The following is a 14,060-nucleotide window of genomic DNA, read 5'->3' as shown; positions in this document are numbered from 1 at the left end:
TGGATGCTCGGGTCAAGCCCGAGCATGACGGAGGAGAGTGCGTGCCCTGCCTTTGCCATATCCCTCCCGCTCAAGTTTTCGATTGTGGCAAAACCGTGGACCGTCTAAAGCTGCCCGATCAAAAAACCAGAAAGTCCGCCCGAGCCATCATGCAGATCATCGAGACCACCGCAGCCCTTGCCGAAGCCTGTGAGACACTCGCCCGTTCCGAGTATCTGACCATCGACACGGAGTTCCTGCGGGAAACCACCTTCTGGCCGGAACTCTGCCTGATCCAGCTCGCAGGCCCCGAGACCGAGGTGATCGTCGATCCGCTCGCCAAGGGCCTCGACCTTGCCCCCTTCTTCGCCCTGATGGCGAACCCGGCGGTGCTGAAGGTGTTCCATGCCGCCCGGCAGGACATCGAGATCATCGTCAACCGCGGCGACCTCATCCCGCATCCGATCTTCGACACGCAGGTCGCCGCCATGGTCTGCGGCTTCGGCGACAGCGTCTCCTACGACCAGCTCGTGCAGAAGATCAAGGGCGTGCACATCGACAAGTCCTCGCGCTTCACCGACTGGAGCCGCCGGCCGCTCACCGAAAAGCAGCTCGAATATGCGCTGGCCGACGTGACGCACCTGCGCGACGTCTATCTCGCGCTCAAGGAGAAGCTGGAGGCCGCCGGCCGCTCGCTGTGGCTGACCGAGGAAATGGCGGTGCTGGAAGCGCGCGAGACCTACGACCTGCATCCGGACGACGCCTGGCGGCGGCTGAAGATGCGCGTCAAGAAGCCGATCGAGCTGGCCGTGCTGCAGAAGGTCGCGGCCTGGCGCGAGCGGGAGGCGCGCGGCCGCAACGTGCCGCGCTCGCGCATCCTCAAGGACGACACGATCTACGAGATCGCCCAGCAGCAGCCGGCCGATGCCGAGGCGCTGGCGCGCCTGCGCACCATTCCCAAGGGCTGGGAGCGCTCGCAATCCGGCGCAGCCCTGCTGGAGGCGATCAACGAGGCGCTCGCCATTCCGAAGGCCGACCTGCCGCGCCTGCCCCGCCAGGCCCATGTGCCGGAGGGCGCCGCGGCCGCCAGCGAGATGCTGAAGGTGCTCCTGAAGATCGTCTCGGAGAAGGAAGGCGTCGCCGCCAAGATCATCGCCAACAGCGACGATCTTGAAAAGATCGCCGTCGACGGCGAGGCGGCCGATGTCGCCGCGCTCTCCGGCTGGCGCCGCGAGCTCTTCGGCGAAACGGCCCTCAACCTCATCGGCGGCAAGGTGGCGCTGCGCTTCGTCGACAGGAAGATCGAGGCGGTCGCGCTTTAATCAGGCGTGCAGCTTCGCCCCCTTGGTGATGCGGTCGACGGTCTTCCTGTCGGCATGCAGCGCGATGCCGACGACCTTCGCGTCATCGGGCCCGAATTCGGCGAAGACGGCGCGGTTGGCCGCGTCATGGCCGGTCGCGAACATCTCCTCGATATAGACGGAGGCCGGGACGTCGCGCTCGAGGGCGCGGGCATGGATCTTCGACAGCGTCGCGCCGTCCGTCGAAAGCACGATGACCGGCTGGACGCTCAGCGCATTGTAGACATTGCCGGCCGCATCGCGATAAGCTTCGCCGATCAGCTCCGGTTTCCGGCCGATGATGCCGCCGGACAGGAAGGCGGTCACGTTCAGCTTCTGCCAGACCTCCAGGTCCTCGCGCAGGACGATGGCGAACTTGGTATCGAACATGCAGGTATACTCCCGGGAAAAGGCTGCGGACCATTCCGCGGCCAATGCGATAGCAGGCGCGGTCGAGGGCCCGCTTGAACGTTCGTGCACCGAAAGGGACCGCATCGTCGTGGCGCCGGAACTCGCCGGCATCGAGCGCATCGAGGCGCGCTTCCACGGCAAGGGCTTCGAGCCGCACCGGCACGACACCTATGCGCTCGGCGTCACCATGGCCGGCATCCAGACCTTCTCCTATCGCGGCGAGACCCGCTTCAGCCCACCCGGCAACGTGATCGTGCTGCATCCCGACGAGATGCACGACGGCGGCGCCGCCACCGAGGACGGCCTCACCTACCGCATGATCTACATCCCGCCGGAGCGCTTCCTGCCGGCGACCGCCGCGCGCGGGCGCACGCTGCCCTTCGTCGCCGCACCGGTCGTCGACGATCCCAGGCTGGCAGGCCTGCTGCTGGACGCCATCGGCAGCATGGATGCGGCGATCGAGCCGCTGAAGCTCGACGAGCTGGTGGGGGAGATCGCCGCCGCCCTGCTCGACCATGCCGGCGCGCCGCAGGCGGGAATGGGCCGGCTCGCCCATGCCGAGGTGCGCCGGGCCTGCGATTTCCTCAGGGAAAACCTCTCCCGGCAGGTCAGCTCGGCCGACCTCGAAGAGGTGACGGGGCTCGACCGCTTCGCGCTTTCCCGGCAGTTCCGCCAGCTTCTCGGCACCAGCCCGCACCGCTACCTCGTCATGCGCCGGCTGGAGCGGGCCAAAACCCTGATCGCGGCGGGGGAGCGCATCGCGGAAGCCGCCGTCGCCAGCGGCTTTGCCGACCAGGCGCATCTCAACCGCCATTTCAAGAAGGCGCTCGGCATGACGCCGGGGCGCTTCGCGGCGCTCGCGGTCTAATCCCCAAATCCCTCAGCCCCGTCATGAAAGCGACAAGCAACTGTCAACCGGCGGTCATGTGCGCCGCCTATCAACGGCCTCGCTTTGCCAACCCGATGGGGACATTCATGACCAAACATCTTTTCACCACCGCCGCTCTTACGGTTCTGCTGGCGACCGCCGCCCAGGCCGACGACAAGGAATTTCCGGCCACGCTGAAGGCCCATGCGATCCTGCCGGCGAACACGATCATCGCCGCCCCGGCCGACGCCGCCGCCTACCTGAAGACGTCGGGCAAGTTCACCACCGCCGACCGCAAGCGCACCGAGGCGCTCGGCACCGTCATGGGCAAGGACGGCGTGCGCGAGACCGGCCTGTCGCTGCCCTTCGACGGCCAGCCGATGCAGGGTTTCTCCGGCATCAAGACCATGGAGGACGGCTCGTTCTGGACGCTTTCCGACAACGGCTTCGGCAACAAGCTGAACTCCACCGACGCCATGCTGATGATCCACAATGTGCGCTTCGACTGGGACAAGGGCACGATGGAGCCGGTCAGGACCGTCTTCCTCTCCGACCCGGACCGGAAGGCGCCCTTCCCGATCGTCATGGAAGGCGCGGAGACGCGCTACCTGACCGGCGGCGACTTCGACGTCGAATCCATCCAGCCGGTCGAGGACGGCTTCTGGATCGGTGAGGAGTTCGGCCCCTACATCCTGAAATTCGACCGCGACGGCAAGCTCACCGACGTCATCGCCACCGAGGTGGACGGCAAGCCGGTCACCTCGCCGGACAACCCGACGCTCGCCGTGCAGGCCGATCCCTCCAAGAAGATGCCGGCCTTCAACCTCAAGCGCTCCGGCGGCTATGAGGGCCTGGCGCTCTCGAAGGACGGCACCAAGCTCTACGGCCTCTTGGAAGGCCCGCTCTGGGTCGACAGCGAGAGCGTCGAGCAGGCGGACGGCCACCCGGCGCTGCGCATCATCGAGCTCGACACCGCCTCCAAGGCCTGGACGGGCCGAAGCTGGCTCTACCCGCTCGCCGAGGGCGGCGAGGCGATCGGCGACTTCAACATGCTGGACGAGACGACCGCGCTGGTGATCGAGCGCGACAACGGCGCCGGCACCGCCGACAAGGCCTGCGCCGACGCCAAGGACGCAAAGCCCGACTGCTTCGCCACCGCCTCGAAGGTCAAGCGCATCTACAAGATCGCCATGACCGACGAGAATGCCGGCAAGGCCGTGCGCAAGATCGGCTATATCGATCTCCTGAAGATCGCCGATCCCGACAACCGGAAGCGCCAGGGCGGCGGCGACGGCTTCTACGACATGCCGTTCGTGACGATCGAGAACGTCGACCGCGTCGACGAGACCCACATCATCGTCGGCAACGACAACAACCTGCCCTTCTCCGCCGGCCGCGCGCTGGACAAGGCCGACGACAACGAGTTCGTGCTCCTTGAGGTCGGCGAGCTGCTGAAGGCCGAGTGATCGGTGACGGTTGGGCGTGAGAGACGGCAGCGGCTGCGGGCGCTGCCGTTTTGGTTTTGGCGGCATTGCTCTTTGGGTGTCTGCCTTCTCCTCCGTCATCCTCGGGCTTGACCCGAGGATGACGGAGGAGAAGTGAACGGACTTGATAGCGGCTTATGGTGGCGGGTCGTCAAGACGGCTTGCACGGATATGAGGCCGGCGCCGTCTCCACCCTAACTTGGATCGACCAGCTGCAGGATGAGCTGGTGCACATTGCCGCCGTCGCTCAGCTCGACCTGGTCGAAATCGCGGCTGCGGGCGCGCTGGGCCTGGGAAAGCTCGCCGAGCTTGGCCTGGAGCTGCGGGCGGATCTTCTGGCAGTCGGGGTCGTTCTCGACCGTCATGCCGACGCTTGCCGCCTCGATCTCCTTCACCATGTCCTTGATGAAGTCGCCATGCACCTTCTCATGCGCGGTCACGCCGGCGAGGAAGGTGTCCCAGCGGCTTTTCAGCGGCTCGGAGAGCTTGGTCTTCAGCTTGGGCAGCGTGTAGGTGATGATCAGCTTCGGCTTGTTGACCGTGATGGTGCAGGCATTGCCCTGGCGCTCGTATTTGCGCGTCCAGGTGAGCTTGAAGCCGGTATGGGCGATGACGCGGGCGACGCCGAGCTTCGGGCCGCGGGCGCCGATCGACTGGTAGATTTCGAGGCCCGTCGAACCCGTGACGCTGTAGGGCTCGACACGCTCGACCGCCTGCCAGTCCTGCGCCGCCGCGCTTCCGGCAAGGAACAGGGCTGCGAGAAGGAGCGCGGCTCTCATCCCGGGCCTCACAGGAACCGGAAGGCGAGTTTCTTGCCCGTCAGCTTGGTAAGCTGCTGGAGGCGGCCGTCGAGCCGTTCGCCGGCAAGTTCGGCAAAATCGGCGGGCACGACGAATTCGAGATCGGTATCCGGCGCACTCGATTTGCGGATGGAAAGATGCGGCACGACACCGGGCATCGAGGCCGAGAACGGATAGACGACGCGCAGCAGCGCACCGACAAGTTTTGCCAGCTCGCGCAACCGGGGTGTGGCGATGCCGGCCAGCGAACTGCTGACGGCGTCGTCGTTGAGGCCTTCGAAGCGGTAGTAGTTGGTGAGCGCGATGAAGGCGCGGCCGGGATGGGTGATGCCGATGAAGGTGCCGTGGGCGATGAGGTTCAGTGCCTGCAGGCCGCGGTAATCGGGATGGGCGCGCCAGCTTATGTCGGCCAGAAGGCAGGCGGCCTCGCGGTAGCGACGCTCCTCCTCCGTCTCGGTGATGCCGAAGAGCGGCATCATGCGGCCGGTCCATTCGGCAAGCTCGCGCGCATGCTCGGGCGAGCGGGCGCGCAGGATGGCAAGTTCGCCGGCGGCGGCGATCAGCGGGTCGCGCGCCTTTTCCCGGTCGGGCAGAAGCGAATAGAGATAGCCTTCGCGCACGCCTTGGGCGGAGAAGAAGATCCGCGAGGGCTTCATGATGGCGATCGTCTCCTGCAGCGCGACGGCGCCGAAGGGAAGCAGGTTGCGGCGGCCCTTGGAGATCGCCGCATAGGCGGGATCCTTCTGGTCCTTGGCGGTCACGATGTCCGTCAGGAAATCCATGGCGTCGGAGAAGCCGAGCTCGTAGCCCTGGATCATGTGCAGCGGATAGTTCTGCACCTCCATGTGCAGCGCCCCGATGGCACGCCAGGTGCCGCCGACGGCGTAGAAGGCGCGGCCGGCGCCATTCTTCAGGAGGTTCGCGGTGCGCAGGTATTTTCGCGCGACGATGCGGGCCTGGGCGGGCGAACCGCCGGAGGCTTCCGACAGGCGGATGCCGCCGAGCGGCAGCGTGATGCCGCGGCTGATCACGGCGCCCGTCACGTCGATCAGCTCCAGCGAGCCGCCGCCGAGGTCGCCGACGATGCCGTCCGTATCGTGAAAGCCGCTGACGACGCCGAGCGCGGAGAAATAGGCTTCCTCCTCGCCGGTCAGCACGCGGACCTTCTGGCCGAGGATCATTTCCGCCTGGTGGATGAAATCGGGACCGTTCTCCGCCTCGCGCGCGGCGGCGGTCGCCAGCGCGAACATGGTGGAGGCACGGGCCTGCCGGGAGAGCGCCTTGAAACGATGAAGGGCGGCGAGCGCCCGCTCGACGCTTGCCGGGTCCATGCGGCCGGTCTTGGCAAGCCCCTTGCCGAGGCCGCACATGACCTTCTCGTTGAACAGGATGGCCGGCGAACGGTTCATGCCCTCGTAGATAACGAGGCGAATCGAGTTCGAACCGATATCCACGACTGACACCGGGGCAATTCCAGGCAAACGCCCCTGGGCTTCAGACTCAACCATGCATATCCAGTTTACTTCTTCCGGCGGCCTTGCCAGCCCGCGATCGCCTTCGGTGCGCTGGACTTCAGGGCTTCGCCCCGGCCGGACAGGCTGGGGTTGGTCATGAAGTAGTGCTGAGCGTTGAACGGCTCAGTACCGGGCTGCACTTCCATGCGCCGGGACGTTCCGTCCGCAAGGATCTCGTAGCTCTGCTGGTTATCGATGAGATTGCCCAGCATGATCTGCGAGAGAACCTGCTCATGCACCGTCCGGTTGATCAAAGGCACCAGTGTCTCGACTCGCCGGTCCAGGTTGCGCGGCATCATGTCCGCGGAGCTTATATAGACCAGCGCCTTGTCGGAGGGAAGCCCGTGGCCGTTGCCAAAGCAGAAGATGCGGGAATGTTCGAGGAAGCGGCCGACGATGGATTTGACATGGATATTGTCGGAAAGGCCGGGAACCTGCGGGCGCAGGCAGCAGATGCCGCGCACGACGAGGTCGACCTCCACGCCCGCCTGGCTGGCACGGTAGAGCGCGTCGATGATATCAGGATCGACCAGCGAGTTCATCTTCATCCAGATCGCCGCCGGCGCGCCGTTCTTGGCATGGGCGATCTCCTCCTCGATGTGGCGGAGAATGCGCGGGCGCAGCGTATAGGGCGAGAAGGCGAGCTTCATGCCGGCCTCGGGCTCGCCGTAACCGGTGATGAAGTTGAAGATGTTCGCCATGTCGCTGGCGATCGTCGGGTTGCAGGTGAAGAAGGAAAGGTCCGTGTAGATCTTCGCCGTGACCGGGTGGTAGTTGCCGGTGCCGAGGTGGCAATAGGTCCGCAGCTTGCCCTCCTCGCGGCGCACCACCATCGACATCTTGGCATGGGTCTTCAGTTCGATGAAGCCAAAGACGACCTGCACGCCGGCGCGTTCGAGGTCGCGCGCCCAGCGGATGTTCGCCTCCTCGTCGAAGCGGGCCTTGAGTTCCACCAGCGCCGTCACCGACTTGCCGGCCTCGGCCGCGTCGATCAGCGCGCGCACGATCGGGCTGTCGTTGGAGGTGCGGTAGAGCGTCTGCTTTATCGCCAGAACGTCAGGATCGCGCGCAGCCTGGAGAAGGAACTGGACCACCACGTCGAAGCTTTCGTAGGGGTGGTGGACGACCATGTCCTTTTCGCGGATGGCGGCGAAACAGTCTCCGGCGTGTTCGCGGACGCGTTCGGGAAATCGGGCATTGTAGGGCTCGAACCGAAGATCGTCGCGCGGCGCCTTGGCGATTTCCGACAGCGTGTTGAGGGCGAGAAGGCCGGGCAGGACGGCGACGCGGTTGTCCGGCACGCCGAGTTCGCCGACGACGAAGCGGCGCAGCGATTCGGGCATTTCCGAATCGGTCTCGATGCGGATCACCGAACCGCGGCGGCGGCGCTTCAGCGCCGTCTCGAAGAAGCGCACGAGGTCTTCGGCCTCTTCCTCCACCTCGATATCGCTGTCGCGGATGATGCGGAAGGTGCCCGAGCCGCGCACGATATAGCCGGGGAAGAGCTTTCCGATGAAGAGGCCGACGGCATCCTCCAGCGTGATGTAGCGGATCGCGCCCTTGGCGTCGGGCAGGCGGATGAAGCGGTCGAGCGCCACCGGCAGGCGCAGCAGCGCCGTCATCGGCTCCTTGCCGGTCGTGCTTTCGAGCTGCAGGCCGATCGAGAAGCCGAGATTGGGGATGAACGGGAACGGATGCGCCGGATCGATGGAGAGCGGCGTCAGGACCGGGAAGATCGACTGGATGAATTCCTGCTGCAGCCAGACCTTGTCGTCGCTGGTGAGCGCCGTCGGGCGGACGATCAGGATATCCTCCTTGGCGAGATACTGCTGGAGCACGGCGAGCGAGGCCTGCTGCTCCATCTGGAGATTGTCGATCTCCTTGAGGATGCCGTCGAGCTGCTCGGCCGAGGTCTTGCCGTCGGGGCTGCGGATGCCGACGCCCTGGCGCACCTGGCCCTCGAGGCCGGCGACGCGCACCATGAAGAATTCGTCGAGGTTGCCGGCCGAGATCGACAGGAAACGCACGCGCTCCAGGAGCGGATGGGCGGTGTTCAGCGTCTCCTCGAGCACGCGGCGATTAAACTGCAGCCAGGAGAATTCGCGGTTGATGAAGCGTTCGGGGCTTGCCATCAGGGCCGCGACATCGACGCTCGCCCCTTCCGGCGGCGGCACCTGCTCGACGGGCTTTTCCTGCGCATGTTCCGAAGTCGCTGTATCCATTGGAGAGTCCGCCCCACTTTGCCGCCGGATCGGCCGCATGCTTTCCACGCGGCCCGGACGGAAACCGATTTCCACTTTTCCCCGAACCGCTTAGCGCAGTTTGACGACGGAACTGTGACAGTCAATCCGGGGTCGGTGGAATTCGCCGAGCAATCGCCGGGTGTTCCTCCTGGCAGGCAGGCCATCCCGCCCTGCGGACAAGGCGATCACCTGTGGTGGAATATAGGCGATAGCCTTGGGGGATCGCCGGATGCCGGCTTGAAATCTCCGGCTCACTCCTCGCCGCCGACCATGTCGCCGAGCACTTCCTGCGCCAGCGTGCGGGTGATCCGGCTGCCGCGGGCGAGCGCCAGCCGGTCGAGGCGCTCGACCAGCGTCTGGGCGGCCTCCAGCGAGCGCTCCATGCGCGCGACGATATAGGCGACGAGCCTTTCGTCGACGAAGAGCTGGCGGTCGGCGAAGAGCTTTATGATGACCTGCGAGAGCAGTTCGTCGTCCGGCTCGCCGATCTCCACCACCGTGGCGGCCTTCAGGCGCGAGCGCAGGTCCGCCAGCTCGACCGGCCAGGACATCGGCCAGAGCCGGCTGGTGATCAGCAGCGTGTGGCCGTGCTGGCGCACATTGTTGATGATGTGGAAGAGCGTGCGGTCGTCGAAGCCGGCGCGGTCGGCGTCCTCGATGAGCACGGGCCCGCGCTCGGCGGCCGCCTCGGCGCCCCTGCCCGCCTTCGCCTCGATGGCCTCGGCCCCCGCCTTCTCGCGCCAGATGGCGGCAAGGTGCGATTTTCCCGAGCCGACGGGGCCCGCGATGACGACGACGGGCGACGGCCAGTGCGGCCAGGCGTCGATCATCGCCACGGCGGCATTGACCGGCTCGGCGACCAGAAGGTCGTCACGCCCCGTCGCGGGGTCGTGCCCGAAGGCCAGCGGCAACTGTTCGGCGGTCTTGCGCGATGTCATGGTGCTACTCGGATACTATGGACTGCCCGTCATTCTTCCGGCGTGCTCTCTTCGAGCAGGATGGGCTTGCTCGCCCCGTAATAAAGGTCGCTGTCAAGGTAACGCTGGAGGCCGAAGCGGACAAGCACGCCGACGGCGGCGGCGGCCGGCACGGCGACCAGCAGGCCGACGAAGCCGAAGAGCGCGCCGAAGGCGACGAGCGCGAACATCAGCCAGACCGGATGCAGGCCGACGCGCGAGCCGACGAGCTTGGGCTGCAGGATATTGCCTTCGACGAACTGGCCGGCGAAGAAGATGGCGGCGATGAGGACGACCATCCAGTAATCCGGCCAGAACTGCACGACGGCGACGCCGACCGCCAGCACCAGGCCGACCAGCGAGCCGACATAGGGGATGAAGCTGATGAGGCCGGCGAAGAGGCCGATCAGCAGGCCGAAATTGAGGCCGGCGAAGGACAGCCCGACGCCGTAGAACAGGCCGAGGATGATGCAGATGGAGCCCTGCCCGCGCACGAAGCCGGCAATCGCCGCGTCCATTTCGCTCGCGATCCGGCGCACGTTGGCGACATGGTCGCGCGGCACCCAGCTATCCACCTTGGCGATCATGCGGTCCCAGTCTAGCAGCAGATAGAAGGCGACGACGGGCGTGATGACGAGCAGCGAGACGATGTTGACCAGCGCCATGCCGGAGTTCCAAAGCTGCTTGAACACCGTGCCGAGGAAGCCCGCGCCTTCGGCGAGGATGGAGGAGAAGCTCTGCTTGATCGTGCCCATCTGGCTGCTGATCCAGGTGGGCAGCAGGTCGGGATTGAAGCTCGCCACCAGCTCCTGCAACTGGGTGACATAGCCCGGCAGCTTCTGCAGAAAGTCCGCCGCCTGCGTGGCGAGCAGCGGGATGACGATCATCAGGGACAGCGCGAAGAGGATGACGAAGGCGATGAGGATGACCACCGTCGCCATCAGGCGGCTGAGGCCCCAGCGCTCCAGCCGGTCGGCGACCGGATCGAGGAAATAGGCGAGCGCCATGCCGGCGATGAAGGGCAGCAGGATGTCGCTGAACACCAGGAGGAAGATGAGGAAGAAGCCGAGCGCGATGAGCCAGAAGACAACCTGCCGCTTCAGTCCCGCGCCGCTGATATGGGCTGCCATCGCGCTCTTTCCTCGTGTTTCGCCGTATTGCATGAGGAGATAGGATGCGGGGATGAGAAAGGTCAAGGCTCGGCGGGGCGGTGGGGGAAACGGCGTTCTCCGTGGATTTGCCCCTCATCCGGCCTGCCGGCCACCTTCTCCCCGCAAGCGGGGCGAAGGAAACGGGCCGCGCCGTTTTCCCCTATTTCCACATCATGCGGGGGCACGTCTCCTCACCCTGGCCCTCTCCCCGCCTGCGGGGAGAGGGCCAGGGTGAGGGGCAGACAGCGCCGCCATCCCCGCAAACCGGTGAAAAAATCCCCGCATTCCCGGCATTCCGCTTGCACTTCATCCCCCGCCATGCCAATCGGGCGCGACAAGCCCCAAGCAGGCCTCCAGAGGCCTCAAGCCGGAGACGAGAGCCATGAGCCAGTCGGGAAAGAACGGTCTGACCTATAGCGATGCGGGCGTCGACATCGACGCGGGCAACCTGATGGTCGAGAAGATCAAGCCGGCCGTGCGCTCGACGCGCCGCCCGGGCGCGGACGGCGAGATCGGCGGCTTCGGCGGGCTGTTCGACCTGAAGGCCGCCGGCTTCACCGATCCGGTGCTCGTTGCCGCCAATGACGGCGTCGGCACCAAGCTGAAGATCGCCATCGACGCGAACCGCCACGACACGGTCGGCATCGACCTCGTCGCCATGTGCGTCAACGACCTCGTGGTGCAGGGCGCCGAACCCCTCTTCTTCCTCGACTATTTCGCCACCGGCAAGCTCGACCCCGACCAGGGCGCGGCGATCGTCGAAGGCATCGCCGAAGGCTGCCGCCAGGCCGGCTGCGCGCTCATCGGCGGCGAGACGGCGGAAATGCCGGGCATGTATTCGCATGGCGACTATGACCTTGCCGGCTTTGCCGTCGGCGCCGCCGAGCGCGGCAGGCTGCTGCCCTCGGGCGATATCGCCGAGGGCGACGTCATCCTCGGCCTTGCCTCCTCCGGCGTGCATTCCAACGGCTATTCCCTGGTGCGCAAGATCGTGGCGCTCTCGGGCCTTGCCTGGGACGCGCCCGCGCCGTTCGATGCCGAAAAGAGCCTCGGCGAGGCGCTGCTGACGCCGACCAAGATCTATGTGAAGCCGCTCCTGAAAGCGATCCGCGAGACGGGTTCCATCAAGGCGCTGGCGCATATCACCGGCGGCGGCTTCCCGGAGAACATTCCGCGCGTGCTGCCGAAGCATCTCGCCGCCGAGATCGACCTTGCCGCCGTCAAGGCGCCGGCCGTCTTCTCCTGGCTCGCCGGGACGGGCGGCGTCGCCGCCACGGAAATGCTGCGCACCTTCAACTGCGGCGTCGGCATGATCGCCGTCGTTCCGGCCGACAAGGCCGACGAGGTCGCCGCCGTGCTTTCCCGCGAAGGTGAAACCGTCTTCCGCCTCGGCCGCATGGTCGCGCGCGAAGAGGGCGCCGCCGGCACGATCTACAAGGGCACGCTCGCCCTATGAGCGGATCGCGCAAGCGCGTCGTCGCCTTCATCTCCGGCGGCGGCTCCAACATGCTGGCCCTGGCGAAGGCCGCGGCGGACCCGGATTTTCCGGCGGAGATCGTCGCCGTCTTCTCCGACAAGGCGGAGGCCGGCGGGCTGGCCAGGGCGGAAGCGCTCGGCATTGCGACCCGCACCTTCCTGCGCAAGGATTTCACCAGCAAGGACGCCCATGAGGCGGCCATCATCGAGGCGCTCGACGCGCTCTCGCCCGACCTCATCTGCCTTGCCGGCTACATGCGCCTGATCTCCGGCGCCTTCGTCAGCCGCTATGAGGGCCGCATCCTCAACATCCACCCGTCCCTCCTGCCGCTCTTCCCCGGCCTTAACACGCACCAGCGCGCCATCGACGCGGGCATGCGCATCGCCGGCTGCACGGTGCATTTCGTGACCGAGGGCATGGATGAAGGCCCGGCCATCGTGCAGGCCGCGGTTCCCGTCCTGCCGGACGATACGGCGGGCACGCTGGCCGCGCGCGTGCTGACGGTCGAGCACCGGAGCTATCCGCTGGCCCTGCGGCTCGTTGCCGAAGGCAAGGTGCGCATGGAGGGCGGCAAGGCCGTCGCCACCGGCGACCTGCCGCTGATCGACGGCGCGCATCTCATTTCGCCGGCGGCGGATTAGACCCGACCTGTAAAGGCCCGCAAACCTCTCCTCCGTCATGGTCGGGCCTGACCCGACCATCCACGCGCGGGTGCGGCGGTGGATCCTCGGGTCAAGCCCGAGGATGACGTTGGTGGGTGGGGTGAAGGTCTGCCCGAAGGCGCGGGCAGGCGAAGGCGTTAACCGCCGCCAGCAGGATCAGGTACGCGCCGTCGATCCGCGCAGGTCGCCGGTGGCGACGGCCGTCTCCCGCCAACCTCTCTTCCGCAAACCTCTCCTTTATGGTCGGGCCTGGCCCGACCATCCACGCGCGGGGTGCGGCGGTGGATCCTCGGGTCAAGCCCGAGGATGACGAAAGAGAGGTTTGCGGAAGCGAGGTTGGCGGGAGACGGCTTGCGCTCAGATCACCAGGATCGGCGCCTTGCCCTTCACGCGATCGTAGAGATCGATGACATCCTGGTTCAGCATGCGCACGCAGCCGGAGGAGACGGCCTTGCCGATGGACTTCCATTCCGGCGAGCCGTGCAGGCGGTAGAGCGTGTCCTCGCCGTTCTGGAAGATGTAGAGGGCGCGCGCGCCGAGCGGGTTGTTGAGGCCGCCGGGCATGCCGCCATTGGCGGCGGAATATTTGACGAGCTCCGGCTGGCGCGCGACCATCTCGTCCGGCGGCGTCCATTTCGGCCAGGCCTGCTTCCACTGGATGACGCCGCGGCCCGACCAGGAAAAGCCCTGCCGGCCGATGCCGACGCCGTAGCGCATGGCGCGGCCGTTCGGCAGGATGAGGTAGAGGAAGCGGTTGCCCGTGTCGACGATGATCGTGCCCGGCCGCTCGCCGAACGGGCTTTCGACCTCCTGGCGATAGTAGCGCGCGTCGATCTGCTGGTAGGGCACCGCCGGCACCTGATAGCCGCCGTCGGACAGCGGGCCGTAGATCGAGGCGTAATAGGACGATTCCGGCAGGAGCCCGCTCGGCGACCGGCCGCCGAGGCCATCGCTGCGCGCGCCGTCGATATATTCCGGCCGGCCCTCCAGCGCGGGATTGCGGAAATAGGGCCGGGTCTCGTAGCGGAACCGGTCCGTGTTCATGGAGGAGGTGCAGCCGGCCAGGCCGCTTGCCATGGCAAGCCCGGTAAACTGCAGGAAGCGGCGGCGGGAGAGCGCGGTGTCGGTCATGGAGATCGTCAAAATCCGTTATGCGGAAACGTAGAATGGGGCGA

12 protein-coding genes are annotated in these 14,060 nt (G+C 66.4%); 5 read left to right on the top strand and 7 right to left on the bottom strand.

Going from position 1 to position 14,060, the window contains the following annotated elements; all coding sequences use genetic code 11:
* Window positions 1–155 precede the first annotated feature (155 nt).
* Entirely contained in the window at window positions 156–1,301 is a 1,146-nt protein-coding gene (rnd, locus tag shn_RS05110; protein WP_064332451.1) for a ribonuclease D, read from the top strand.
* Here the strand turns inward: rnd and shn_RS05105 are convergent, their stop codons facing one another.
* A complete protein-coding gene (locus shn_RS05105; RefSeq protein WP_064329438.1) occupies window positions 1,302–1,709 on the bottom strand; it encodes a DUF2000 family protein in 408 nt (135 codons plus the stop codon).
* Here shn_RS05105 and shn_RS05100 point away from each other — a divergent pair.
* On the top strand, window positions 1,708–2,598 hold the full coding sequence (locus shn_RS05100) for an AraC family transcriptional regulator (RefSeq protein WP_084437787.1): 891 nt from the start codon (window positions 1,708–1,710) through the stop codon (window positions 2,596–2,598). The two genes, shn_RS05105 and shn_RS05100, sit on opposite strands and share 2 nt — an antisense overlap.
* 107 nt (window positions 2,599–2,705) lie before the next feature.
* Window positions 2,706–4,064 carry an esterase-like activity of phytase family protein gene (locus shn_RS05095; protein WP_064332449.1) on the top strand — a complete coding sequence of 453 codons (1,359 nt, stop codon included), beginning with the start codon at window positions 2,706–2,708 and terminating at the stop codon, window positions 4,062–4,064.
* Between the two features lie 212 nt (window positions 4,065–4,276).
* Here shn_RS05095 and shn_RS05090 read toward each other — a convergent pair whose 3' ends face one another.
* The 5 genes from shn_RS05090 to shn_RS05070 all read right to left on the bottom strand — a co-directional run bounded on the left by shn_RS05090 (window position 4,277) and on the right by shn_RS05070 (window position 10,758).
* Window positions 4,277–4,861 (bottom strand): DUF922 domain-containing Zn-dependent protease, encoded by a 585-nt coding sequence (locus tag shn_RS05090; RefSeq protein WP_064329437.1) that lies wholly within the window; start codon window positions 4,859–4,861, stop codon window positions 4,277–4,279.
* Between the two features lie 8 nt (window positions 4,862–4,869).
* Window positions 4,870–6,390 (bottom strand): exopolyphosphatase, encoded by a 1,521-nt coding sequence (gene ppx / locus shn_RS05085; RefSeq protein ID WP_064329436.1) that lies wholly within the window; start codon window positions 6,388–6,390, stop codon window positions 4,870–4,872.
* Window positions 6,391–6,401: 11 nt separating this feature from the next.
* On the bottom strand, window positions 6,402–8,618 hold the full coding sequence (locus tag shn_RS05080; RefSeq protein WP_064329435.1) for an RNA degradosome polyphosphate kinase: 2,217 nt from the start codon (window positions 8,616–8,618) through the stop codon (window positions 6,402–6,404).
* 272 nt (window positions 8,619–8,890) lie between these two features.
* On the bottom strand, window positions 8,891–9,577 hold the full coding sequence (gene hdaA / locus shn_RS05075) for a DnaA regulatory inactivator HdaA (protein ID WP_064329434.1): 687 nt from the start codon (window positions 9,575–9,577) through the stop codon (window positions 8,891–8,893).
* 29 nt (window positions 9,578–9,606) lie between these two features.
* Window positions 9,607–10,758 (bottom strand): AI-2E family transporter, encoded by a 1,152-nt coding sequence (locus tag shn_RS05070; protein WP_371328600.1) that lies wholly within the window; start codon window positions 10,756–10,758, stop codon window positions 9,607–9,609.
* Between the two features lie 370 nt (window positions 10,759–11,128).
* Between shn_RS05070 and purM the strand changes: the two genes are divergently transcribed.
* The gene (gene purM, locus shn_RS05065; RefSeq protein ID WP_064329432.1) at window positions 11,129–12,202 is read left to right on the top strand and encodes a phosphoribosylformylglycinamidine cyclo-ligase; all 1,074 of its coding nucleotides are present in this window, start codon (window positions 11,129–11,131) and stop codon (window positions 12,200–12,202) included.
* The gene (purN, locus tag shn_RS05060; RefSeq protein WP_064329431.1) at window positions 12,199–12,864 is read left to right on the top strand and encodes a phosphoribosylglycinamide formyltransferase; all 666 of its coding nucleotides are present in this window, start codon (window positions 12,199–12,201) and stop codon (window positions 12,862–12,864) included. Before purM ends, purN begins: the two co-directional genes overlap by 4 nt.
* Before the next feature lie 378 nt (window positions 12,865–13,242).
* On the opposite strand, the gene shn_RS05055 is transcribed toward purN, so the two are convergent.
* Window positions 13,243–14,016 (bottom strand): L,D-transpeptidase, encoded by a 774-nt coding sequence (locus tag shn_RS05055; RefSeq protein WP_084438280.1) that lies wholly within the window; start codon window positions 14,014–14,016, stop codon window positions 13,243–13,245.
* Window positions 14,017–14,060 lie beyond the last annotated feature (44 nt).

This window comes from Shinella sp. HZN7 (assembly GCF_001652565.1).
Taxonomy (GTDB): domain Bacteria; phylum Pseudomonadota; class Alphaproteobacteria; order Rhizobiales; family Rhizobiaceae; genus Shinella; species Shinella granuli.
This window is presented reverse-complemented; position numbering and strand designations above follow the sequence as displayed.